The organism is Janthinobacterium fluminis (assembly GCF_028595325.1).
Lineage (GTDB): Bacteria > Pseudomonadota > Gammaproteobacteria > Burkholderiales > Burkholderiaceae_D > Janthinobacterium > Janthinobacterium fluminis.
On sequence record NZ_JAQQXR010000005.1, the window covers coordinates 311,512 to 334,283 of the forward strand.

Genomic DNA, 22,772 nt, shown 5'->3' on the forward strand with positions numbered 1-22,772 from the left:
TTGCAAAGTGCGGGAAAGGGGGCGCCCGATTAGAGCGGCAGCAGTTTCAGATCGAGCGCGCGCTCGACCAGCCAGACCGTGGCCAGCAGCGCGATCAGCGTCGAGCCGGCGCCCAGCAACTGGCGGTAGAACCAGGTGTGGCGCAGCAGATAGGCCAGCGGCAGGAAGGCGGCGACGATGGCCAGCTGGCCCAGCTCCACGCCGAGGTTGAAGCCGAGCAGGCTGGCCAGCAGCGACGCCTGCCCCAGCCCCAGGTCGGCCAGCACGCCGGCGAAGCCGAAGCCGTGCACCAGGCCGAAGGCGAAGGCGACCAGCGGGCGGCGCCCGCGGAACAGCGGCAGCAGATTGTTCAGCGCCGCCAGCACGACCGAGGCGGCGATGGCCGTCTCGACCCAGCGCGAGGGCGGCGTCAGCAGCGACAGGCTGGCCAGGCTCAGCGTCAGCGAATGGGCTAGCGTGAACGCCGTGACGACCTTGCACACGTCGACCAGGCTGTCGCGGAAGCTGTCGGACGGGCGCGCCGTGGCCGGCGCCAGCACGGCCGGCAGCAGCAGCGACAGCAGGAACAGGATGTGGTCGTAGCCGATCCAGATATGCCAGGCGCCGTGGCGCACATAGGCGGCGAACTGGCCGAGCCGGTCCGGCGCCGCCAGCGCCAGGCTCTGGCGCGGCCGCTCCGGGCTGAAGATGGCCGTCGACGTGGCGCCGCCGTGGCGCAGTTGCAACAGGCCCTTGTGCTGCGGGTCGATGTCGGCGAACAGGCGGTAGGCGATATCGACGGCGTCGAGCGGCGCCGCGCAGTCGGCGTCGAAGCGCAGCACGCTGTAGGCGCCGTCCGTATGGCGCTCGATCAGTTGCTCGCGCAGGCGCACCGGACAGCCCGCCTGCGCGCTCGACAGCGCCAGCCGGCCCAGCGCGTAGGCGGCGATGGCCGGGTGGCGCGCGCGCACCTCGTCCCACGTCAACCGGCCGTCGGCGTCGGCGTCGAGGCCGATGGCGAAGTCGAGGTCGCGCAGCGCGATGTCCCACTGGCCCGTGATATGGCTGCCGCGGACGTCCAGCGTCAGGTAGCTGTCGCTGGGCTTGTGCGCCCGCGCCGGCGCCGCCAGCCCGCACAGCAGCGCCAGCAGGGCGGCCCAGGGCGTCCACCGCGCGCGGCGGCCCATCACGCCCCCGCCCGCAACTGGCGCGCCAGGCGCGCGATGGCGACGTCCTCTATCCCTTTCGCCGCGATCCATTGCAGCACGGGCGCGGCGGCGCCGGGGTCGCGCGCCTGCAGCGCCGCTTCGAGGAAGATACGGATGTCCGCCGGCTCCTTCTGCACCGCCCAATTCAAGCGCGCCAGCGCCAGCGCGGCCGGTGCGTTGCGGCGCAGATGCAGCTCGAAACGGGCCTCCTCGCGCTGGTGCACGCTGTCGCCGCGCAGCGCGGCGGCGCGAAAGCGCGCCAGCAGTTCGGCCTCGGCCGCCGCCAGCGCCTGCTGCGTGCCGGCGCCCTGGCGCAGCGCCAGCGCCTGGCGCAGCAGCAGGGCGTCGATGCGGCCCTGCTCGCGCAACAGGTTGAGTACCTCGGCCGGGCGGCGCTGGTCCAGCAGGAAATCGGCGTAGGCGCCCAGCAGATAACTGTCGCGCGCATCGAGCGCCAACGCGCGGCGAAAGCGCGCCTCGGCCGCCGCCGCGTCGCCGCGGCGCGTCGCCATTTCCGCCAGCAGCGTCAACACCCAGACCTGCACCTCCGGCGCGGCGCCGGCGCTGCGGCCCAGCGTCAGCGCCAGCAACTGCTCGGCGCCGGCCGCGCGCCCCGTCAAGCCGGCGATGCCGGACAGGCAGGTGGCGCTGACCAGATCCCCGGCCAGCGCCGACAGGCGCGCGCAACTGGCGGTGGCCGCCGCGTACTCGCCCTGCACGGTCAGCACCGTGGCGCGCGTCAGCCAGGCCTGGGCGTTGGCCGGCTCGGCGGCGACGACGGCGTCCAGATCGGCCAGCGCGGCGGCGAAATGGTGGGTGCTCTGCAGCAGGGTGGCGCGCAACAGACGCACGGCCGGCGGCGGCGCCGTCGACTGCCACCACGGCGCCAGCGCGGCCTGGGCGTAGCCGAGATAGCGCGGATCGGTTTCGCTGCGCGCGGCGGCCAGATAGCGCCGCGCCAGCCGGCTGGCCAGGCCGACGTCGCGCGGGCTGGCGGCCAGCTCGGCGCGCAGGCGGCGCAGCTCCTGCTGCAGCGGGTCGGCGCGGCGCGGCAGCACCTCGACAACGACGGCGCCGCTGGCGGGCGTGTAGGGCGTCGCCTGCGCGGCGGCGCCGGCCAGCGCCGCCGCGCAAACGGCCAGTGCGCGCCGGCGCAGGGAAAAGGCGTTATTCATGGCTGAACTCCACTGGAAAATGGGGGCGGCGAGGCGGTGGGCCGTGGCGCGGCCGCCGGACACCGCGACCGCGCCGCCGGCTCCAGGGCGCTACAAGATCAGCGGATCGGTATCGTCGGGCGCCGTCACCGCGACGCTATCTGGATCGAGCGGATCGGCGTCGTCGTCGCTGGCGGCGGCCAGCGCCTGGATCTGCGCGACATAGGCGCTCGGCGCCGGCGGCGCAGGCGTGACGACGACATCGCCGCCGCCGGCGGGACCGCTGCCGCCGCCACCGCCGCCGCAGGCGCTCAGAAAGACGGCAAACACCAGACATAGCTTGTTCATTTTGCTCTCCTGTCTCATTGGTATGGTGGCGCTGACTACTGCGGCGAACCGGCCAACGGCGTCGTCAGATACGGGAAGGCGGCCGTGAAAGCGCTATCGTCGAGGTAGGCGCCGTCCGTGAAGCGGATCGCCCCGGCCGGCGCGTCGGCGGGCGCGCAGCCGATATTCAGCGTGCACAACTTGCCCATCACCACGCGCAGCGCCACGTCGACGACATCGTCGCCCGGGCGGCGGCCGTTCGGGAAGCCGGCGCTGTCGCCGTCGATCACGCCGAGGCGTTTTTGCGCGCCCATCGGTAGCGGCGCCACCGCGGTGTTCAGGCGCAGCATCTCGGCCGCCTTGACCGTGGCGGGTTGGTTCACGCCCTTGATGCCGGTCAGGAAGGCGGCGACCAGGTCATTGCGGGGGAAATTCGTCGGCGCCTTCGCGCCGGCGCTGCCGAACAAGACCTCCACCAGCGCCGGCAGGGTCGGATTCGTCACATAATCGGCAAACTGGCCGTCGGCGGCCGGTGCGCTGTGGTTGAAGCGGTCCTTATCCTTCAGTCCGATGACCACCTCGTTCACCAGCGGCATGCCCAGGCGCGACACCTGCACCCAGGCACCGCCCTCCTTCGACGCGCCGGCGCCGCTCCTCGGCGCCGGATTCAGCAGGCGGCCCTGGCGCAGACTGGCCGTGGTCCAGCCGCCGATCACCGGATCGCCGCCGCCGGCCGTCAGGCAGGACGTGGCCACCTCCAGCGCGATCGAGGTGACGTTCTTGTCGGCCAGATCGTCCCTGGCGTCCCTTTCGGCGCTGGGGCTGAACTCGACGGCCGGCGCCTTGATATTGATCAGGTCGAACGTTTCGCCCAGATTGACGACGAAGGAATCCTTGCGCTGGCCGACGAACATCCGCCCCGGCGTGGCGCAGCCGGGAATGTGCACATTGTAGACATGCTTGGCGGCATACTTCGCGTATTCCGGAATGGACTTGGCGCCGATATTGTCGATCGGCTTGTCGAACACGGCCGCGCCGCCGTCGGCATTGGTGACGGCGGCGCGGCTGCCGTGGCGGCGGTCGCCGCGCACGACGGTCACGCCATAAGTCTCGCGCACATTGATGCCGGGCGGATTGACGCCATCGATCGCGCCGCCGTTGATTACCAGCGGAATCGACACCTTCTTGCCGCCGACGGTGAACTGGGCATCCTTGATGCTGTTGGCGAAGCGGAACTGGAACGTCAGATCCTCCCTGGCGTCGCCGTTGTTGTCGATATGAATTTCATACAAGGCGTCCGGATCCAGCGCGAAATAATTCGGGCCGCCGTAGGGATCCTGCAGCGGCACATAATTGGCCACCAGCGTGACGAACTTATCGCGGCCCGGCTCGTAGCTGCGGAACATATAAAAATCGGTCGCGTCGACCTTCGGCGCGCGCGTGATGAACGGCGCCTCGCGGTGGCTGGACGCGCACGCGGGCGGACTCCAGGCGCAGGCCAGGACCGTGTTGAATATCGCCGTTCCAAGGGCGACCCTGGATGAAAGAACTGACATATCAACCTCCGAATAGGGTAAGGAAACGGGTGAGAAAAAGGCGCTGCAAGCTCATATACGGGGCGGCGGGGCGGACGGATTCAAAGCGGGCCAGATATTTTCAGCGGGGCGCGCCGGGCGGCGCGGCAAATCCGCTAAACTGACAGGCATGACACCTACCGCCTCCCCCCATTTACCAGAACCCTACCCGGCCGCGCGCTTCATCAAAGAAATCGGCCGCGGCAAAGACGGCGCGCGCAGCATGACGCGCGGCGACGCCCGAGAACTGTACGGCGCCATGCTGGAAGGCCGCGTCAGCGACCTCGAGCTGGGCGGCATCCTGCTGGCGATGCGCATCAAAGGCGAATCCGTCGACGAAATCGCCGGCTTCCTCGACGCGGCCGAGGCCTCCTTCGCGCCGCTGGCGGCGCCGGCCGGCCCCTACGCTCCCATCGTCCTGCCCAGCTACAACGGCGCGCGCAAAATGGCCAACCTGACGGCCCTGCTGGCGCTGCTGCTGGCGCGCGAAGGCGTGCCCGTGCTCGTACACGGCGTCAACAGCGACCCGGGCCGCGTGACGACGGCCGAAGTCTTCCAGGCGCTGGGCCTGGCGGCGGCGGGCAGCCACGCCGAAGCGGAAGCGGCGCTGGCGGCCGGCCGGCCCGCCTTCATCGGCATCGACGCCCTGGCGCCGGCGCTGGCGCGGCTGCTGGCGCTGCGGCGCGTGCTGGGCGTGCGCAACTCCACCCACACCCTCGTCAAAATCATGCAACCGTTTGCCGGGCCGGCGCTGCGGCTGGTGTCCTACACCCACCCCGAATACCTCGCCATGCTGGGCGCCTACTTCACGACGGCGGCGCCGCGCGAACGGGGCGACGCCTTCCTGATGCGCGGCACCGAAGGCGAAACGGTGGCCAACGCCAACAAAGCGCAACAAATCGACTGGTTCCACGCGGGCGAGCGCAGCATCCTCGTCGAAAAACAAAATCTGGTGCAAACCCTGCCGGACCTGCCGGCCGAGCGCGACGCGGCGACGACGGCGGCATGGATAGCGGCCGTCCTGGCGGGCACGATCCCGGTGCCGGCGCCGATCGTCGAACAAATGGCGCAATGCCTGCGCGTTTGCGCCGCCCTGCGCCATTCCTAAACCCAACAATGGGGTCAGGTCTAGACATGGCGGTTTTTTCAAAAAAACAACACTGGAATCCGGTTCTGGCGTGACAGCTTGTTTGCCGGTTTATTAGTTTTTCTGGCGGGCCATCAAAAAAACCGCCATGTCTAGACCTGACCCCATTGTTGCTTTTGCGAAAACCGCCATGTCTAGACCTGACCCCAAGCGGGCTGGAGGGCGGCTGGGTTTACAATGGCGCTTTGTGTTCAGGCGGGTGTGGATTTTTTTATGGCAAAACAATTTGATGTGGCGGTGATCGGCGCCGGCGCGGCCGGTATGATGTGTGCGGCCGTCGCCGCCCAGGGCGGTAAGCGGGTGGTGTTGCTCGACCATGCGGAGAAGCTGGCTGAGAAGATCCGCATTTCCGGCGGCGGGCGTTGTAATTTTACGAATGTGAATGCGGGGCCGCTGAATTTTTTGTCGGAGAATCCGCATTTCTGTAAGAGCGCTTTGTCGCGGTATACGCCGCAGGATTTCCTCGCGCTGGTGAAGAAGCACCGTATCGCTTATCACGAGAAGCATAAGGGCCAGTTGTTTTGCGATGAGTCGGCCGAGCAGATCATTCAGATGTTGAAGGATGAGTGTGCCGCCGCCGACGTCCATTGGCGCATGCCATGCAAGGTCGAGGCCATCGCCCAGGCACCCGATGGCGCCTTCTTGCTGTCCACCGACAGCGGCGATGTCGAGGCGGCCAGTGTCGTCGTCGCCAGCGGCGGTTTGTCGATTCCGAAGATAGGCGCCAGCGATTTCGCCTACCGCCTCGCCAAGCAGTTCGATTTGCGCCTGGTCGAGCCGCGCCCGGCGCTGGTGCCGCTGACCTTCGACGACGCCGGCTGGGCGCCGTTCGCGCCCCTGTCCGGCATCGCCCTGGAGGTCGAGGTGACGACGGGCACGCTGAAGGGCCGGAACCCCGGCGGCGCGCGTTTCCGCGAGGATTTGCTGTTCACCCACCGCGGCCTGTCCGGCCCGGCGATCCTGCAAATTTCCAGTTTCTGGCAGCCGGGCACGCCGATCGTCGTCAATTTGTTGCCGGAGATGGATGTCGCCCAGACTTTGATCGAGGGCAAGGGCAGCATCAAGAAGCAACTGGGCAATGTGTTGTCGCAGTGGTTGCCGGTGCGCCTGGCCGAGGGCTTGCTGGCGGCCACGGGCCTGGCCGCCGACGCCCGCCTGGCCGATTTGCCGGATGCGGCCTTGCGCAAGCTGGGCCTGGCGATCAATCAGTGGTCGCTGGTGCCCAGCGGCTCCGAGGGTTACCGCAAGGCCGAGGTGACGCGCGGCGGCATCGATACGCGTGAGTTGTCGCAGCAGACGATGATGGCGAACAAGGTGCCCGGCCTGTATTTCATCGGCGAGGCCGTCGATGTGACGGGTTGGCTGGGCGGCTATAATTTCCAGTGGGCATGGGCGTCCGGCGTGGCCGCGGGGCTGGCGCTGCGCTGAGCCGTGCCGCGCCGTGGCGCGTCCCCGGCGCGGTGCGCCGCCGTGGCGGGGTTTTTGCAACGGCGGGCGGGGGCGGGCACATCGGCGCTTCCATTTTTCGGGGAAAGGTGGTACGATCTACCTCTTCCATAAATCAACGGTTTGAATTTTTACATGACCACTATTCGCCTTAAAGAAAACGAGCCGTTCGAAGTCGCAATGCGTCGCTTCAAGCGCACTATTGAAAAAACTGGTCTGCTGACCGAATTGCGCGCACGCGAATTCTACGAAAAGCCAACAGCTGAGCGCAAGCGCAAGCTGGCAGCTGCTGTTAAGCGCCACTACAAGCGCATTCGCAGCCAGCAATTGCCGAAAAAATTATTCTAAGACTGTACATTCAAAACTCGCCCGGCTTGTAGGCGCCTTGGTCGCCGGGGGTGATGTTTTGTTTCATCTGGATGTCAATTCAGATGGGTCGCATGCCCGCTCCGGTTCGCCGCAGCGGGTTTTCGCATTTATACCTCATATTTGGAGCACGTCATGGGTTTGAGAGAGCAGATTACGGAAGACATGAAGGCGGCGATGCGCGCCAAGGAAGCGGGCAAGCTGGGCACGATCCGCCTGTTGCTGGCGGAAATCAAGCGCAAGGAAGTCGACGAGCGCATCGAGGTGACGGACGAGCAGACCGTGGCCATCGTCGAAAAGATGATCAAGCAGCGCAAGGATTCGATCACCCAGTTCGAGGCCGGCGGCCGCGCCGACCTGGCCGAGATTGAAAAGGCCGAGCTGGCCTTCCTGGTCGGCTACATGCCGGCCGGCCTGTCGGACGCCGAGGTGGCCGCCGAAGTGGCCGCCGCCGTGGCCGCGTCCGGCGCCGCCGGCCCGCAAGACATGGGCAAGGTGATGGCCATCGTCAAGCCGAAGCTGGCCGGGCGCGCCGACATGACCGTCGTCTCCGCGCTGGTCAAGCAGGCGCTGGCTCCGGCCTAAGCCACACCGCGCCGCGCGTTGAGCCGGATCAAGGTCCGGCCGGCGCGGCGGTATAGTCTGATCAATAACAAGGCCCGTCCAGCCGTGATTCCACAATCCTTCATTGCCGATCTGCTCAACCGCGTCGATATCGTCGACGTCGTCGGGCGTTATGTCCAGCTGAAAAAGGGGGGCGCCAATTTCATGGGCCTGTGCCCCTTCCACAGTGAAAAATCGCCGAGTTTCACGGTCAGCCCGACCAAGCAGTTTTACCACTGCTTCGGTTGCGGCGCCCACGGCACCTCGATCGGCTTCCTGATCGAATATTCGGGCATGGGATTCGTCGACGCCGTCAAGGACCTGGCGCAAAACGTCGGCATGGTCGTGCCCGAGGCCGACGACCGCATCCCGCCGGCCCAGCGCGCGCAGATGCAGGCGCAGAGCATGGCGCTGTCGGAGGCGATGACGCGCGCCTGCGACTTTTACCGCGGCCAGTTGCGCGGCGCCACCGAGGCCATCGCCTATCTGAAGAACCGCGGCTTGACGGGCGAGATCGCGGCCCGCTTCGGCATGGGCTTCGCGCCCCATGGCTGGGACAATCTGCGCGCCGTCTTCCCCGACTACGAGGCCGTCGTGCTGGCCGAGGCCGGCCTGGTCATCGACAAGGTCGACGAGGACGGCGGCAACCGCAAGCGCTACGACCGCTTCCGCGAGCGCATCATGTTCCCGATCCGTAACACGAAAGGCCAGGTGATCGCCTTCGGCGGGCGGGTGCTCGACCACGGCGAGCCGAAATACCTGAACTCGCCGGAAACCCCGCTGTTCTCCAAGGGCTTCGAGCTGTACGGCCTGTTCGAGGCGCGCCAGGCGATCCGCGACGCCGGCTACGTCCTCGTCACGGAGGGCTATATGGACGTCGTCGCGCTGGCGCAGATGGGCTTCCCGCAAGCCGTCGCCACGCTGGGCACGGCCTGCACGACGACCCATGTGCAAAAGCTGCTGCGCCAGACCGACAACGTCATCTTCAGCTTCGACGGCGACAAGGCCGGCCGGCGCGCCGCCCGTCGCGCGCTGGAGGCCAGCCTGCCGCACGTGTCCGACAACAAGACCATCAAATTCCTCTTCCTGCCCACCGAGCACGACCCGGACAGCTATATCCGCGCCTATGGCGCCGAGGCGTTCGAGCAGCAGGTGCACGAAGCCATGCCGCTGTCGCAATTCCTGCTGCGCGAAGCGTCGGGCGAGCACGACCTGTCCGAGCCGGAGGGGCGGGCCCGCGTGCAGTTCGACGCCAAGCCGCTGCTGCAGGCGATGGCGCCGTCGGCGCTGCGCCTGCAGATCGTGCGCGGCCTGGCCTCGCTGACGCAGACGACGCCGGCCGAGATCGAGGGCCTGTTCGAGCTGGCCAAGCCGGTCGCCGTGGCGCAGCGGGCGCCGCCGAAGTCGGGCCGGGCGATGCCGGTCGGGCTGGAGCTGCAAATCATCCGCATCCTCGTCGCGCATCCGCCGCTGAGCCTGGAAATCGACGCCGCCGGCCTGGCCGCCTTCGGCCATTTCGGCGCCGGCGGCGCCGAGCGGCTGGCGCAGCTGGTGGCGGCCGGACAGGAGCTGGGCGCCCAGGGCAGCTTCGCCGCGCTGGCCCAGCACCTGAAGGCCCAGGGCGGCGACTACGACGCCATCATTGGCGAGATCGCCGCCAGCCCGGAGTCCGACGTCGACAGCGACCGCGCCTGGATGGTCGGGGCGATCCGCCAGTTGAAGCTGGACGCGCTGAAGCTGGAGCTGAGCCAATTGTTCGCCGCCGGTTTGTCTTCTGACGAAATTGGTGTACGCTACCGCGAAATTACATCGAAGCAAGATCAATTGCTGCGCGAAGGGGAGGCCGAGTTATCGAACCGGTAATGTGGCGCGGCAAGATGGCGGGGCATGCCTTGAAAAATCCGCCTTCTCCCCTACCTTGGGCCTGGGGCGGCCCTGGCTGGAAAAAGGTTTTTGGCGTGCTATAATTAAATGCTAAGTATTATATGCTTTGGCATGGTAGTTCAGTTTCGGAAATAGTGTTTGTTTTCAGTAAGTTAGGCTCTTGATCGGCGCATACGGACAGCGTCGGCGGCCAGGGCCAGCTCGTGGTATCGGCGGCGCAGCGAGGTCTGCGCCGGCGGCAAGCATGCCGTCAGCCGCCGCCATATTTGGCCTTCGCCCCCATACGCAGTCGGATGCAGTAGAATTTCGCCGAGGACGGCCGGGTGAGGCCGTGGCGGAGGCTCCTGCAGGATACGCAGATCGTGGCCGACGAGGTGTAAGTAATAGGCAGTGCCGTCCCGTGCCGTCGGCGGGGCGGAGATGGTGGCCCCGGCGGGGCCGGCAGCAAACTTTATCCTAATCCACCGTAAAGCAAGTCGTTGTGTAATCGAAAGCGCCTGTGCCAATCAAGAAACCCGAACCCAAAGCGGCTGCGAAGCCAAGCAAAGTGAGCGCGAAAGCCGAAAAGGCCAGCGACAAGCCGGAAACGCGCGTGACCAGCGCGCCGGCGGTGAGCCAGACCACCGACGCGGCCGCGCTGGCCGCCATCGACACCTCGGGGTATGTGCTGCCGTCGGTCAAAGTGCCGGGGCGGCGCGGCCGCAAGCCGAAGGAATTCCAGCCCGAGAACGACGAAGTGGCGGCCCTCAACGCCGTCGAGCGCGCCGAGTTGAAGGCCGTCGACAAGGCCAAGGCGAAGGACCGCAAGGCCAAGGAGCGGGCGCTGCTGAAGGACGCGTTCTCGTCCGACACCGAGGCCAGCGAGGAGGAGTTGGAGCGGCGCCGGCAAAAGCTGAAGACCTTGATCAAGTTCGGCAAGGAGCGCGGCTTCCTCACCTACGCCGAGATCAACGACCACTTGCCGGAAAACATAGTCGATCCGGAAGCGATCGAAGGCATCATCGGCACCTTCAACGACATGGGCATCGCCGTCTACGAGCACGCGCCGGACGCCGAGACGCTGCTGCTGTCGGACAATGTCGCCACCGTCACCAGCGACGACGAGGCCGAGGCCGCCGCCGAGGCGGCCCTGTCGACGGTCGATTCCGACTTCGGCCGCACCACCGACCCGGTGCGCATGTATATGCGCGAAATGGGCTCGGTCGAGCTGCTCACGCGCGAGGGCGAGATTGAAATCGCCAAGCGCATCGAGGACGGCCTGAAGGACATGATACAGGCCATTTCCGCCTGCCCCGTGACGATCGCCGAAATCATCGCCGCCGCCGACCGCATCGCCAACGACGAGAGCAAGATCGACGAAATCGTCGACGGCCTGGTCGACCAGAACGAGGAGGAGGCGGCCCCCGTCGTCGTCGCCGCCGCCGAGGACGAGGAAGAAGAGGGCGAGGAAGAGGAGGAGGAAGAGGAGGGGGAAGAGGAGAGCAGCGCCTCGGGCGCGGCCGGCTTCTCCGCGGAGCAGCTGGAAACGCTGAAACGCAGCGCGCTGGAAAAATTCGCCCTCATCTCCCAGCAGTTCGACAAGATGCGCAAAGCCTTCGAAAAGGATGGCTACAACTCGAAAGCCTACGTCAAGGCGCAGGAAGCGATCTCGCAGGAACTGCTGGGCATCCGCTTCACGGCCAAGGTCGTCGAAAAGCTGTGCGACACGCTGCGCGGCCAGGTCGACGAAGTGCGCCACATCGAAAAGCAAATCCTCGACGTCGCCGTCAACAAATGCGGCATGCCGCGGGCCCACTTCATCAAAGTCTTCCCCGGCAATGAAACGAATCTGAACTGGGTCGACGGCGAAGTCAATGCCGGCCACGCCTACAGCTCCATCCTGGGCCGCAACATCCCGACCGTCAAAGAGTTGCAGCAGCGCCTCATCGACCTGCAGGCGCGCGTCGTGCTGCCGCTGCCGGACCTGCGCAACATCAACCGGCAGATGGCGGCCGGCGAAATGAAGGCGCGCAAGGCCAAGCGCGAAATGACCGAGGCCAACCTGCGCCTGGTGATCTCGATCGCCAAGAAATACACCAACCGCGGCCTGCAATTCCTCGACCTTATCCAGGAAGGCAACATCGGCTTGATGAAGGCCGTCGACAAGTTCGAATACCGCCGCGGCTACAAATTCTCGACCTACGCGACGTGGTGGATACGCCAGGCCATCACCCGCTCGATCGCCGACCAGGCGCGCACGATCCGCATTCCCGTGCACATGATCGAGACGATCAACAAGATGAACCGCATCTCGCGCCAGATCCTGCAGGAAACCGGCGCCGAGCCCGATCCGGCCACCCTGGCCATCAAGATGGAGATGCCCGAGGACAAGATCCGCAAGATCATGAAGATCGCCAAGGAACCAATCTCGATGGAAACGCCGATCGGCGACGACGACGATTCCCACCTGGGCGACTTCATCGAGGACAACAACACGCTGGCGCCGGCCGACGCGGCGCTGCACGCGTCGATGCGCGGCGTCGTCAAGGACGTGCTGGACTCCCTGACGCCGCGCGAGGCGAAGGTGCTGCGCATGCGCTTCGGCATCGAAATGTCGACCGACCACACCCTGGAGGAGGTCGGCAAGCAATTCGACGTCACGCGCGAGCGCATCCGCCAGATCGAGGCGAAGGCGCTGCGCAAGCTGCGCCACCCTTCGCGTTCCGACAAGCTGAAAAGCTTCTTGGAAGGTAACTAAGACTTGACTAGCGTCGGCGTAAGCCCTATCCTCGCCACTTCGTTTCTGCACGAGCTGGGCGCGGGCGGCTTGCGCCGGCCCCGGTACCAGGGCAGCAGACTGGGCCTCTAGCTCATGCTTGGTTAGAGCAGCGGACTCATAATCCGTTGGTGCCGTGTTCGACTCACGGGAGGCCCACCAGACATTAGTAATATCAAGGGGGTTACGATATATCGTAACCCCTTTTTGTTATGCGGGTGTTTGAAGGAAGCACTTCTAACATCCTCGATCTCTTGCCATTGCCACGATGATGGATTGTTGCGGCAGTTATTTAAGTGCGCTGATGTATATGGTTTGATGGATAGACATGTCTGATAATTCGAAATTCCCCTACCGCGCCGACGTCGATGGGCTGCGCGCGATCGCCGTACTGTCGGTTGTTGTGTTTCACGTGTTCCCCGATATTCTGCCCGGTGGATTCATCGGGGTAGATATATTTTTCGTTATTTCCGGATATTTAATTTCTGGAATAATCTTCAGGGAAATCGCTCAGGGAAATTTCAGCGTCGCGGATTTTTATTCTCGAAGAATCCGGCGCATATTTCCAGCCTTGTTATTGGTTCTTTTTTCATGTTATGTCTTCGGGTGGATCTTGCTTTTGCCCGGCGAATACACTCAACTCGGCAAGCATATTGCCTCGGGCGCCGGTTTCGTCTCGAATATCGTGCTGCGCCAGGAAGCGGGATACTTTGACAGCATAGCTCCGCTGAAGCCGCTCTTGCATTTGTGGTCCCTCGGCGTCGAGGAACAATTTTACCTCGCCTGGCCCCTGATGTTGATGTTGATACTGGGCTGGCGGCGCGTTCGCCCCCTGCCTGTCATTATACTGATCTTTCTTGCATCTTTTTGCTACAGCATCGCCAGCCTTCGGGGCGACGCGGTCGCAGCTTTTTATTCGCCGGCAAGCCGTTTTTGGGAATTGCTCGCGGGCGCTATCTTTGCCCATGTGCAGTTGGCCAATACCGGAGGCGCCCTCCTTTTTCTGCAACGCTATCGAAACCCGATCTCTGCGTGCGGTCTGGGCTTGATTGTTTTGGCACTGTTCAGTGTCACTGAAAAATCCGCTTTTCCGGGGGGCTGGGCGCTATTGCCTGTGCTGGGGGCAGTGCTGCTTATCGCCGCCGGACCCGACGCGTATTTCAGCCGCCAGGTGTTGTCGAACCGTACGATGGTCTGGTTTGGTTTGATCAGTTATCCTTTGTACTTGTGGCACTGGCCGATATTGTCGTTTTTGCGAATTATCGAATCGAAAATTCCATCCATTGAAATCCGCATCGGCGCGATTGTTCTGAGCGTGATGCTGGCCTGGATCACGGTGAAATGTGTCGAACGTCCGCTACGATTCGCCTCCCCGTATCGCGGCCGCGTCAGCGCTCTTTGTGTCTTGATGCTGGTGATTGGCTCTCTGGGCTATTACACATACGAAAACAAGGGCTTTGAGTCAAGGGAGAATATTCAGGCGTTGCCAAAATTTCAAAATCCCTTGGGGTGGTCCAATGACGGACGAAATTTTGATGCCCAATGTAAAGAAAAATTCGCATATGGCGGCCACTACTGCTTGGTCGGCGATATCGAAAAACCGCCGACTGTCATTCTGATCGGCGACAGCCACGCGAATCAATTTTTCTGGGGCTTGGCCGCGCAATATAAGGCGGCGGGAGAGAATCTTCTCATGCTGGGCTCGGCAGGGTGCGTGCCGTTTTTCGATGTCGAAAGCCAGGAGAAGGGCATGGCGGATACATGCTTGCGTTTCATGAACGCTGCCCTGGAGTATGCGATTCGGCAGGAAGGCATAAAAACCGTCATGCTCGCCAGCCGCGGGCCGCTATACATCGACGGCAGGGGGTTTGGCGAAGCGGAAGCGGGAAAATATAACCGCTATTTGAAGTCATTGCGCAACCCGGGCTTGAACGGAAATGCCGGAGTTTTTCAAGCGGAACTGAATGCGACTGTGGCGAGTTTGCGCAAAGCCGGCAAGGAAGTGATATTGCTCGTCGATATCCCAGAGCTGGGTTTCAGTCCCGAGTCATGCGTGCGCACCCGGCCAGTTACCATCACGCAGGCTGTGCGCTCACCCTGTGCCGTTTCTGCCGAGCTGGCGCTACAGAGGAATGCCGAGTATCGCGCCATTCTTCAATCTTCGCTCAAGGAAAATCCTGGCGTGAAGATTTTTGATCCCGCCAAGACTTTATGCGATGATAAATACTGCTGGGCAATGCGAGGAAATACGGTTTTGTATCGTGATGACAATCATTTGTCATATTTCGGCAGCATGTATATTGGCCGCCTGTTCGATCCAACGTTGTTTTTGCCGACCGTGAAGCAGTGAGTGCGAGGTGCCTGAAATAGCTCGGCGCGGTCAGCATATTTCACGACTCGCCATCGGCAGCAAGACTCCAGTGAACTGAAAAGCAACAGCCGCCGTAACAAAAAAGGCACGCATCAGCGTGCCTTTTTTGTTGTGATGGCGGCTAATGCAGCCGGCCTGTGCTGCGCATGCGTTTAGGGGCAGTGGCGGGCCAGCAATTCGCAGGCCCTTGGGTTGCCTTGCTGGCATTTTATTTCCAGGTTGTCGCAGGTTTGCTGGCTGGGCCGGGCAACGGCGAAACCGGCGATGGCGCCGGACAGGCCGACTGCGGCGCAAAAGATGAACAGGGCTTTTTTGATAGAAATCATTATGTCTCCACTTTATAAGTTAAAGAATGATCTTCAAGAAACGTGCACGACATGCCCAGGCAAGCCAGTTGCAGAATTGCCATTCGGCATGGTGATGAAATATAGCACTAAGCAAGTGTGAAAGTGCTAAATATTTAATATTGAAATATAACCAAATGTCACGGCGCGGCTCTGCCGGATTCCCGCGCTCCTGCTCAGGCTGGGCCAATTGCTTGGCGCATGCGCGCCAGCGGCACGATGATGCCGCCCGGGAGATGCAGTTCGATGCTGTCGACGACCTCGAAACCGGCCGCCAGATAGAGGGGCACGCCGGGCATCGTCGCGGCCAGTTCCAGCGTCCGGAAGCCGGCCAGTAGCGCTTGTTCCTTGCAGTGCTGCAGCAGTTGCCGCCCCAGTCCGCGGCGCGCCATTTCCGGCGCGACGAAGAAGGCGCGGATGCGCGCCGCCTCTGACGCCGGATCGAGCAGCGGGTCGGGGCCGGACTTGGCGCGGTCGCCGCCGAACAGGGTGCGGCGCCGGCTCCAGCCGCCGCAGGCGAGCAGGACACCGTCCTGTTCGATCAGGAAATAGCTGCGGTCGGCGATCAGTTGCGAGTCGACGCCGAAGACGTGGCTGGTGACGGCCTCGGCCTGTTGCGGCGTGTAGAAGCCGGCGCTCAGCGCGATGCCGGAGTGGGCGATCAGCGCTTCCAGGCGCGCCACGTCGACCGTTTCGGCCAGGCGCAGTGTCGGCGCGGCGCTCACCGGGCGGCGTCCGCCGCCGGCGCGGTCATGAACCAGGCCCTGGCGATGCGGCCGGCGCGCACTTCATAGATGGCGACCATGTCGACGCTGGCCGGGCCGTCGGGCGTGGTGCTGTGTACGGTTTCGTGGTCGATCACGGTGTCGCCGCAGACGATGCGCTGCAGCAGCACTGCGTGCGGTTTGGCGCTGGCAAACCTGGCCGTGAAGCGGCTGCGGATGGCCTCGGTGCCGCTGGCGAGCAGCGTCGACGGATGTTGGTAATGTTCGACGTCGTCGGCATAGACGGCGACCAGGGCGGCGACGTCGTGGGCGTTGTAGGCGTCCAGCTGGGCCTGCACGACGGCTGCGGGGCCGCCTTGTTCTTGTCGCATGGGAGTGTTCCGTTTGGCTGGGTGGGGACGTGTTAACGTAACGTAAATCTTGCGCGCCGTCCACCGGGCCGCCGCCCCTCAGTTGCCGGCCGCTGCGCGCCGCCGCAGTTGCTCCAGGCCGACGCAGGCGGCCCGGTAGCAGGCGCCGGCGGCCCGCTCCAGTCCGTTCCGGTCGAGCACGACGACGGTGCCGCGGCGGTAGCGGATCAGGCCGGCGTCCTGCAGCTTGCGGGCCGCGACGGTGACGCTTTCGCGGCGCACGCCGAGCATGCTGGCCATCGTGTCCTGGGTGAGCTTCAGTTCGTTGCTCGGCGAGCGGTCGAGGCGCTCCAGCAGCCAGCGGCACAGTTTTTGTTCGATCGAGCAATGGCGTCCGCCGACGACGTTTTGCGCCATCTGGCTGAAAAGGGCGCCGTTGTGGCGCATCAGTAATTGCGCCAATGTGCCCCCTTCGTGGAACAGCGCGCGCATGCAGGCCGTTTTCAGGCGGTAGCCGTAGCCGGCGCTTTGCACGACGGCGCTGCAGCTGGCCCGTTCGGCCTCGTACAGCGCGACGCCGACGGCGCCCTCGCTGCCGATGACGGCCAGTTCCGTGGTGGCGCCGTCGGCCATCACATACAGCAGCGCGACGATGGCATTGGTGGGGAAGTAACAGTGGGCGATTTTGTCGCCAAAGTCGAACAGGTGCTTGCCCGCAGGCAGGCTGACCAGCTCAAGGTGGGCGAACAGGCGTTCCAGCTCGTCCCGGCCCAGGGCCCGCAGCAATTCGTTTTGTTGCGCGCCGGCGATGCTGATGACGGTGGCGCCGGCGGCCTTGCATTCGGCGGCGCGGACGGGCGGGGTGGCGGCAGTGCTTGGAGGCGAATACATGGTGTCCTCGTCGTCTGATTGATGCTTCGGAAGATGCCGTGTCGGTCGGGCCGGCGCCGGGCGCCTTGTTCTCACTGTAGCGGCTGGCGGCGGGGCCGGGCATCGGATCAGCCGACGCGCCGATGTAGGCTGGGAACATTGCCTCTTGTCATCCGGCTCCTACGCGGCCCCGCCCGCCGCCCGTCCGCGCCACGGTTTGGAGAACGACACGCGGGCGTATTTAGTTCCTTACCATCGGTTACTCGGTGCTAGAATATTTACTCAAGGAAATGAGTAACGGCGTGCCCCTTGCCGTCTATGCCGGCCTGCCGCTTGTGCCCCCCGCTCCGTTCCGGCGAGCGCCATCCACTGTGTTGACAGCACCCTTAACCACATCTGCGCAATTTAAGGAAAACACCATGAAATGGTTCTATGATTTGAAAATCGCCACCAAGTTGATCTGTTCCTTCAGCGCGGTGCTGGTGCTGACGGTGATCCTTGGGGTATCGGGCATTTTTTCCATGTCCCGCATCAATGCCGCGTCGACCGAGCTGTCCGAGGACTGGATGCCCAGCGTCCAGGCCGTGATGACGATCAGAACCGACCTGGGCGACTTGCGCCGCTGGGAGTTGTCGCACATTTTGTACCCGGACGAGGCCGGCATGGCCTTGCCGGAAAAGAAAATGACGGAAATCCTGGCCCAGTTGAAGACGGACGCGGACCGATACGTCAAGCTGATCAACAGTCCGGAGGAGCGGACGCTGTTCGACGAGTTCGTCCGTGTCAACGACGCCTATCTGCCCGAGCACAATAAAATGATCGAGCTGTCGCGCCAGATGAAGAAGGATGAGGCGCGCGCCTTGCTGTCGGGGCCGACGTCGAAGATGCAGGCGCAGATGACGGAGGTGATCGGCAAGCTGGTGGCCCTGAACATCGACGGCGGCGCCGCCGCCAGCAAGGCGGCCGACCAGGCTTATGCCAGCGCCCGCATGACGGGCATCGGCTTGTTGCTGGGCAGCGTGCTGATCGGCTTCGTGCTGGCGCTGTGGGTCGCGCGCATCGTCTCGCAACCCTTGAACGCGGCCGTCAGCGTCGCCAAGCGCGTCGCCGGCGGCGATTTGACGGCCAGCATCGTCGTGACCTCCAGCGACGAGACGGGCGAGTTGATGCAAGCCTTGAAGGACATGAACGGCAGCCTGCAAGACCTGGTGGGCCGGGTGCGCAGCGGCACCGACACGATCGCCACGGCGTCCAGCGAAATTGCCGCCGGCAACCAGGACCTGTCCTCGCGCACCGAGGAGCAGGCCAGCTCGCTGGAGGAAACCGCCTCGTCGATGGAAGAGCTGACCTCGACCGTCAAGCAGAACGCCGACAATGCGCGCCAAGCCAACACGCTGGCCGCGTCCGCGTCCGGCATCGCGCTCAAGGGCGGCAACGTGGTCGGTCAGGTGGTCGGCACGATGGCCTCGATCAATGAGTCCTCGAAGAAGATCGTCGACATCATCGCCGTCATCGACGGCATCGCCTTCCAGACCAACATCCTGGCTTTGAACGCGGCCGTCGAGGCGGCCAGGGCCGGCGAGCAGGGGCGCGGCTTCGCCGTCGTCGCCACCGAGGTGCGCAATCTGGCGCAGCGCTCGGCCGCCGCCGCCAAGGACATCAAGACCTTGATCGGCGACTCCGTCGAGAAGGTCGCGGCCGGCTCGCGCCTCGTCAACGAGGCCGGCAGCACGATGGATGAAATCGTCGCCAGCATCACCCGCGTCACCGACATCATGAGCGAGATCACGGCCGCCAGCCAGGAGCAGAGCGCCGGCATCGAGCAGGTCAACCAGGCCATCGCGCAGATGGACCAGGTGACCCAGCAGAACGCCGCCCTGGTCGAGGAGGCGGCCGCGGCCGCCGAGTCCATGCAAGACCAGGCGCAGACGCTGAGCGAGGTGGTCAGCGTGTTCAAGCTGGACCAGGCGCAGGCCCAGGCGGCGCCGCGCGCCGCCGCCAAGCCGGCCGCGCGCCCCCGTCCGCCCATGGCCGCCGCGAAGGCGGCGCCGGCGCGCGTGGCCGCGGCGCCGGCCGGCGCCGACAAGGACGAGTGGGAAACGTTTTAATCTCGGGGCGGTAATCCGGCGCCGCGCCGCCGCGGCGCGGCCGTCTGGCGCGCCCGCCAGGCGGCCAGCGCGCACCGGTATTGTTCGAGCTCGTCCTGGTACAGTTCGAGCACGCAATAGGCGCAGCCGCCGCGGCAGCAGGCGTCCGGCCCGGGCGGCGGCGGCGCTTGCGGCGGCGGGTCGGGCGGGGCGGGGGAGGGGCTCATCGTCGGTCTCGAAAAAACGCCATAATTATTGCTCTGAAACAATGATTTTTGCCGGAAAAATGCGGTTTCCGTGTACAGTTGCGCTAATATAGGGTATCGTTTAGGGAACTGATATTGTATCCTCGTCTGCGCGCGCCATGCCACGCCTGCACTATATGGCGCTTGCTCCGCCTGGTCGTCGCCCCGCACCCGTCCACCGCTCCCTGCACGCGCAACATAGATGGCCTCGGAGCAAAGAGGTGCCGAAGGGGGTATGATCTTTGGCGAGCGAAGCCATGCGAAACGCCGCCCGCGCCCAGAAAATGTTGTTATTGAAGAAAGCACGGCTTCCCGTAGCCCGGGGGCACACCACACTACTTATGTCCGACACCGAGTTCACTTCCCAGCCCATTACCTTGCCCGCCGCCGCGCCGGCCATCGAAGCGACCGCCGAGGCGCCTGTGCGTTTTGCCGACTTCGGCCTGTCCCCGGACATCCTGCGCGCCCTCAGCGACCAGGGTTACGTCCACCCGACGCCTATCCAGGCGCAGGCGATCCCCATCGTGCTGCAGGGGCGCGACGTGATGGGCGCCGCGCAGACGGGCACCGGCAAGACGGCCGGCTTCTCGCTGCCCATCATCCAGCTGCTGCTGGCGCACGCCAGCAGCAGCATGTCGCCGGCGCGCCACCCGGTGCGCGCGCTGGTGCTGACGCCGACGCGCGAGCTGGCCGTGCAGGTGGCCGAGAACGTCAAGGCTTACGCCCGCCACACGCCGCTGCGCTCGACCGTCGTGTTCGGCGGCATGGACATGGCGCCGCAGACGGCGGCGCTGCGCGCCGGCGTCGAAATCGTCATCGCCACGCCGGGCCGCCTGCTCGACCACGTGCAGCAAAAGACGCTGAACCTGTCGCAGGTGCAAATCCTCGTCATGGACGAGGCCGACCGCATGCTCGACATGGGCTTCTTGCCGGACTTGCAGCGCATCATCAACATGTTGCCGAAGCAGCGGCAAAACCTGATGTTCTCGGCCACCTTCTCGCCGGAGATCAAGAAACTGGCCGCCAGCTTCCTCAACGACCCGCAATTGATCGAAGTGGCGCGCAGCAACCAGACGGCCGACAAGGTCACCCAGGTCGTCTACAAGGTCGCCGACGAGCACAAGCGCGACCTGGTCGCCCACCTGATACGCGGCCGCGACCTGAAGCAGATCCTGATCTTCTCGAACACCAAGATCGGCGCCTCGCGCCTGGCGCGCAGCCTCGAACAGGACGGCGTCAAGGCCACGGCTATCCACGGCGACAAGACCCAGCAGGAGCGCATGGCGGCGCTGGACGCGTTCAAGAAGGGCGACATCGACGTCCTCGTCGCCACCGACGTGGCGGCGCGCGGCCTGGACATCTCCGACCTGCCCTGCGTCATCAATTTCGACTTGCCGTACAACGCGGAAGACTATGTGCACCGGATCGGCCGCACGGGCCGCGCCGGTGCCTCCGGCGACGCCATCTCGATCTTTTCCGACAAGGACGAGCGCCTGCTGGTCGATATTGAAAAACTGATCAAGCAAACCATCCGGCGCGGCGAACTGGCCGGCTTCACGCCGGCGGCCGGCCGCGCCAGCGTCGAGCGCGAGCGCCGGCCCCGTCCCGATGGCGAGGCGCGCGCGCCGCGCCACGGCGGCGACGAGTCCCATTCGGCCATCCGTCCGCCGGAGCGCGAGCGCGGTAGCCGTTCCTCCGCCTTGCCGCGCCGCGAGAAGGCCGACCCGTGGTTCTCGAAACCCTATGAGCCGGCCCAGATTGCGCCTGCGGCCGTCAGCAACGCCATGCCGGCGGGGAAACCGAAACAGAAAGTGGCCGCCTTGCTTGGCGGCTTGCTGAAACGCTAGTGTCCTGAATCACAAGTTCGTTGAATCATAAATGTGACGAAATCGGCCTGAGACAGGGAGTAAAGCACAGCAAGGCTGAGGCCTTGCGCGCATTTGCGGCGCAGTATCAGGGTGATTCTCTTCATGCTTATTCAACGAATCTGTGATGCAGGGCACTAGGGACACACCGCTGTCCCGCCGGGCGGGGCCGGCGCCTCCCGCCGCCCCGTCTCCTCCCTACAGGCCCACTTAGAGGCCCAGTTTCTCGCGGTTTTGCAACCACCACGCGTGCCCGAGCACGACCAGCGTCGAGCCGAATAAGCCCAGTACAAAGCCTAGCAGCAGGCCCGTCGACAGGCGTGTCGAGCGGTTTTCCGGCAGGCTTGGGCCGGCGATGAAGCGGCTTTTTTCCAGGTACAAGCTGGTTGCCAATTGATTCTCGATGCTGATCTTGTTGAAGATTTCCTGGACCAGCTCATCCCTCAAATCCTTGTCTTTGAATACATTCTGTTTGAGCGCATCGATACCGCGCACGACGGCTTCGCCGGACTTACTGCCATCGAGCAGGATTTTGGCTTGGTCGTAGTATTCGCGCAACAGCAGGTTTTGCTTCTGTTCCCGTTTCGCCTGGCGAATCGCCTCGGTGGCGTCCGCCGCGTCGACCTCGGACGTCATCAGTTGTGTGAGGGGCGACAGATAGCGCGCGCTGTCCTCGTTGATCGAAATGACTTGGCGCGCGGCCTGGTTGGCCGAGTCGGGATAGCGGGCGATGATTTGTTTCAGGTTCGCGCCTTTGCGCTGGAACAGCTCAAGCTTTTCCTTGTTCTCGATAATGTCATTATCGAGTTTGCTGATGCGTGCCGTAATTTCCGAATGCTTGAAGCGCAGCGCATCCGAGTAAATCAGGTAGATGATGCTGTCCATCGTATACCGGCCCAGCAGGCTGACCATGCGCCGGGCGGTTTCGGCGTTCTCCGCCTGGTAGACGATGCGCAGGCCGATGACGTTGTTGCTGGCATCCTTTGGTTGCTCCATTAACTCTTTGGCGTCGAGTTTGGTGAAGGGGAAAACCGGCTGCACCAGTTTGGACAGGCTGTCTGGCGAGGAAAAGATGCGCTGCAGGCCCGCCACGCTGGGGTTGGCCTCCAGTTTGTTTTGCTGGACGAATTCGCGGAAGCGTTCGCCGCTGTTGAACGCCGCGGAGTAGCGTTTGTAATTGGGCAGCGTGATGCCGCTGCTGGCCTCCTTTTCCTTCGGACTGCTGTCCTTTAGCAGCGGAATGGGGCCGCCGAACTGGAAGAAACCCTCGCTCAGGTACTGCGCCGAATAGATGGCCGTCGACAGGCCGATGGCGGCGGCGACGGCCGTGCTGCCGGCGATCAGCCAGCGTCCCCGCCACAGGGCGGGAAGGATGGCGGTCAGCGACAAGCCCGCTTGCTCATGCTCGGCGTATTGCTCACTATATTCGTCATACTTGTCCATAATTGCACTTTTAAAGATTGATCGGTTGG

At 64.4% G+C, this 22,772-nt stretch carries 19 protein-coding genes and 1 tRNA gene; 10 read left to right on the forward strand and 10 right to left on the reverse strand.

The features are described 5' to 3' along the window. Nucleotides 1-29 precede the first annotated feature (29 nt). From OIK44_RS14775 to OIK44_RS14790, 4 genes are all read right to left on the reverse strand, one after another. Nucleotides 30-1,166 carry a HupE/UreJ family protein gene (locus tag OIK44_RS14775; RefSeq protein ID WP_273671993.1) on the reverse strand — a complete coding sequence of 379 codons (1,137 nt, stop codon included), beginning with the start codon at nucleotides 1,164-1,166 and terminating at the stop codon, nucleotides 30-32. Beyond that, entirely contained in the window at nucleotides 1,166-2,362 is a 1,197-nt protein-coding gene (locus OIK44_RS14780) for a hypothetical protein (protein ID WP_273671642.1), read from the reverse strand. Before OIK44_RS14780 ends, OIK44_RS14775 begins: the two co-directional genes overlap by 1 nt. 90 nt (nucleotides 2,363-2,452) lie before the next feature. Next, nucleotides 2,453-2,689 (reverse strand): hypothetical protein, encoded by a 237-nt coding sequence (locus OIK44_RS14785; RefSeq protein WP_273671643.1) that lies wholly within the window; start codon nucleotides 2,687-2,689, stop codon nucleotides 2,453-2,455. Nucleotides 2,690-2,724: 35 nt separating this feature from the next. Continuing rightward, the gene (locus OIK44_RS14790; protein WP_273671644.1) at nucleotides 2,725-4,224 is read right to left on the reverse strand and encodes a DUF4331 domain-containing protein; all 1,500 of its coding nucleotides are present in this window, start codon (nucleotides 4,222-4,224) and stop codon (nucleotides 2,725-2,727) included. A 148-nt stretch (nucleotides 4,225-4,372) separates the two neighbouring features. On the opposite strand from OIK44_RS14790, the gene ybiB reads away from it, so the two are divergent. The 8 genes from ybiB (at nucleotide 4,373) to OIK44_RS14830 (ending at nucleotide 14,793) form a co-directional block, all read left to right on the forward strand. After that, complete coding sequence (ybiB, locus tag OIK44_RS14795) at nucleotides 4,373-5,350, forward strand: DNA-binding protein YbiB (RefSeq protein ID WP_273671645.1); 978 nt, start codon at nucleotides 4,373-4,375, stop codon at nucleotides 5,348-5,350. A gap of 252 nt (nucleotides 5,351-5,602) precedes the next feature. Continuing rightward, nucleotides 5,603-6,817 carry a BaiN/RdsA family NAD(P)/FAD-dependent oxidoreductase gene (locus tag OIK44_RS14800; protein WP_273671646.1) on the forward strand — a complete coding sequence of 405 codons (1,215 nt, stop codon included), beginning with the start codon at nucleotides 5,603-5,605 and terminating at the stop codon, nucleotides 6,815-6,817. Nucleotides 6,818-6,970: 153 nt separating this feature from the next. Then, complete coding sequence (gene rpsU, locus OIK44_RS14805; RefSeq protein ID WP_008451879.1) at nucleotides 6,971-7,183, forward strand: 30S ribosomal protein S21; 213 nt, start codon at nucleotides 6,971-6,973, stop codon at nucleotides 7,181-7,183. A 153-nt stretch (nucleotides 7,184-7,336) separates the two neighbouring features. Continuing rightward, nucleotides 7,337-7,786 (forward strand): GatB/YqeY domain-containing protein, encoded by a 450-nt coding sequence (locus OIK44_RS14810; RefSeq protein WP_273671676.1) that lies wholly within the window; start codon nucleotides 7,337-7,339, stop codon nucleotides 7,784-7,786. Between the two features lie 84 nt (nucleotides 7,787-7,870). Next, on the forward strand, nucleotides 7,871-9,667 hold the full coding sequence (gene dnaG, locus OIK44_RS14815) for a DNA primase (protein ID WP_273671678.1): 1,797 nt from the start codon (nucleotides 7,871-7,873) through the stop codon (nucleotides 9,665-9,667). 568 nt (nucleotides 9,668-10,235) lie between these two features. Further along, entirely contained in the window at nucleotides 10,236-12,425 is a 2,190-nt protein-coding gene (gene rpoD / locus OIK44_RS14820) for an RNA polymerase sigma factor RpoD (protein ID WP_273671680.1), read from the forward strand. A 101-nt stretch (nucleotides 12,426-12,526) separates the two neighbouring features. Further along, a tRNA-Ile gene (locus tag OIK44_RS14825) sits at nucleotides 12,527-12,605 on the forward strand. A 166-nt stretch (nucleotides 12,606-12,771) separates the two neighbouring features. Continuing rightward, nucleotides 12,772-14,793 carry an acyltransferase family protein gene (locus OIK44_RS14830; RefSeq protein WP_273671681.1) on the forward strand — a complete coding sequence of 674 codons (2,022 nt, stop codon included), beginning with the start codon at nucleotides 12,772-12,774 and terminating at the stop codon, nucleotides 14,791-14,793. Nucleotides 14,794-14,966: 173 nt separating this feature from the next. Here the strand turns inward: OIK44_RS14830 and OIK44_RS14835 are convergent, their stop codons facing one another. The 4 genes from OIK44_RS14835 to OIK44_RS14850 all read right to left on the reverse strand — a co-directional run bounded on the left by OIK44_RS14835 (nucleotide 14,967) and on the right by OIK44_RS14850 (nucleotide 17,124). Further along, on the reverse strand, nucleotides 14,967-15,140 hold the full coding sequence (locus OIK44_RS14835; protein WP_273671682.1) for a hypothetical protein: 174 nt from the start codon (nucleotides 15,138-15,140) through the stop codon (nucleotides 14,967-14,969). Nucleotides 15,141-15,334: 194 nt separating this feature from the next. Beyond that, nucleotides 15,335-15,883, reverse strand: coding sequence for a GNAT family N-acetyltransferase (locus OIK44_RS14840; RefSeq protein WP_273671684.1), 549 nt, complete (start codon nucleotides 15,881-15,883; stop codon nucleotides 15,335-15,337). After that, on the reverse strand, nucleotides 15,880-16,254 hold the full coding sequence (locus OIK44_RS14845) for a nuclear transport factor 2 family protein (RefSeq protein WP_273671685.1): 375 nt from the start codon (nucleotides 16,252-16,254) through the stop codon (nucleotides 15,880-15,882). The genes OIK44_RS14840 and OIK44_RS14845 overlap by 4 nt, the downstream gene beginning before the upstream one ends. A 78-nt stretch (nucleotides 16,255-16,332) precedes the next feature. Next, the gene (locus OIK44_RS14850) at nucleotides 16,333-17,124 is read right to left on the reverse strand and encodes a Crp/Fnr family transcriptional regulator (protein ID WP_273671687.1); all 792 of its coding nucleotides are present in this window, start codon (nucleotides 17,122-17,124) and stop codon (nucleotides 16,333-16,335) included. Between the two features lie 398 nt (nucleotides 17,125-17,522). Here OIK44_RS14850 and OIK44_RS14855 point away from each other — a divergent pair, with 398 nt between their 5' ends. Then, nucleotides 17,523-19,211: a methyl-accepting chemotaxis protein gene (locus OIK44_RS14855; RefSeq protein ID WP_273671689.1), complete on the forward strand. Its 1,689-nt coding sequence runs from the start codon at nucleotides 17,523-17,525 to the stop codon at nucleotides 19,209-19,211. On the opposite strand, the gene OIK44_RS14860 is transcribed toward OIK44_RS14855, so the two are convergent. Further along, nucleotides 19,208-19,417, reverse strand: a complete 210-nt coding sequence (locus OIK44_RS14860; RefSeq protein ID WP_273671691.1) for an oxidoreductase-like domain-containing protein — start codon at nucleotides 19,415-19,417, stop codon at nucleotides 19,208-19,210. The two genes, OIK44_RS14855 and OIK44_RS14860, sit on opposite strands and share 4 nt — an antisense overlap. Nucleotides 19,418-19,776: 359 nt before the next feature. Between OIK44_RS14860 and OIK44_RS14865 the strand changes: the two genes are divergently transcribed. Then, nucleotides 19,777-21,282: a DEAD/DEAH box helicase gene (locus tag OIK44_RS14865; protein WP_273671693.1), complete on the forward strand. Its 1,506-nt coding sequence runs from the start codon at nucleotides 19,777-19,779 to the stop codon at nucleotides 21,280-21,282. A 228-nt stretch (nucleotides 21,283-21,510) separates the two neighbouring features. On the opposite strand, the gene OIK44_RS14870 is transcribed toward OIK44_RS14865, so the two are convergent. Further along, a complete protein-coding gene (locus OIK44_RS14870) occupies nucleotides 21,511-22,743 on the reverse strand; it encodes a lipopolysaccharide biosynthesis protein (protein WP_273671695.1) in 1,233 nt (410 codons plus the stop codon). Between the last annotated feature and the right edge of the window lie 29 nt (nucleotides 22,744-22,772).

What these genes read in the sequence shown, in the direction of transcription:
- OIK44_RS14810 (WP_273671676.1), top strand. Translation starts at nt 7,337, where the DNA reads ATGGGTTTGAGAGAGCAGATTACGGAAGACATGAAGGCGGCGATGCGC.
- rpsU (WP_008451879.1), top strand. Translation starts at nt 6,971, where the DNA reads ATGACCACTATTCGCCTTAAAGAAAACGAGCCGTTCGAAGTCGCAATG.
- ybiB (WP_273671645.1), top strand. Translation starts at nt 4,373, where the DNA reads ATGACACCTACCGCCTCCCCCCATTTACCAGAACCCTACCCGGCCGCG.
- OIK44_RS14785 (WP_273671643.1), bottom strand. Translation starts at nt 2,689, where the DNA reads ATGAACAAGCTATGTCTGGTGTTTGCCGTCTTTCTGAGCGCCTGCGGC.
- OIK44_RS14800 (WP_273671646.1), top strand. Translation starts at nt 5,603, where the DNA reads ATGGCAAAACAATTTGATGTGGCGGTGATCGGCGCCGGCGCGGCCGGT.
- OIK44_RS14775 (WP_273671993.1), bottom strand. Translation starts at nt 1,166, where the DNA reads ATGGGCCGCCGCGCGCGGTGGACGCCCTGGGCCGCCCTGCTGGCGCTG.
- OIK44_RS14835 (WP_273671682.1), bottom strand. Translation starts at nt 15,140, where the DNA reads ATGATTTCTATCAAAAAAGCCCTGTTCATCTTTTGCGCCGCAGTCGGC.
- OIK44_RS14850 (WP_273671687.1), bottom strand. Translation starts at nt 17,124, where the DNA reads ATGTATTCGCCTCCAAGCACTGCCGCCACCCCGCCCGTCCGCGCCGCC.
- OIK44_RS14780 (WP_273671642.1), bottom strand. Translation starts at nt 2,362, where the DNA reads ATGAATAACGCCTTTTCCCTGCGCCGGCGCGCACTGGCCGTTTGCGCG.
- OIK44_RS14790 (WP_273671644.1), bottom strand. Translation starts at nt 4,224, where the DNA reads ATGTCAGTTCTTTCATCCAGGGTCGCCCTTGGAACGGCGATATTCAAC.
- OIK44_RS14865 (WP_273671693.1), top strand. Translation starts at nt 19,777, where the DNA reads ATGTCCGACACCGAGTTCACTTCCCAGCCCATTACCTTGCCCGCCGCC.
- OIK44_RS14830 (WP_273671681.1), top strand. Translation starts at nt 12,772, where the DNA reads ATGTCTGATAATTCGAAATTCCCCTACCGCGCCGACGTCGATGGGCTG.
- OIK44_RS14860 (WP_273671691.1), bottom strand. Translation starts at nt 19,417, where the DNA reads ATGAGCCCCTCCCCCGCCCCGCCCGACCCGCCGCCGCAAGCGCCGCCG.
- OIK44_RS14870 (WP_273671695.1), bottom strand. Translation starts at nt 22,743, where the DNA reads ATGGACAAGTATGACGAATATAGTGAGCAATACGCCGAGCATGAGCAA.
- OIK44_RS14845 (WP_273671685.1), bottom strand. Translation starts at nt 16,254, where the DNA reads ATGCGACAAGAACAAGGCGGCCCCGCAGCCGTCGTGCAGGCCCAGCTG.
- OIK44_RS14855 (WP_273671689.1), top strand. Translation starts at nt 17,523, where the DNA reads ATGAAATGGTTCTATGATTTGAAAATCGCCACCAAGTTGATCTGTTCC.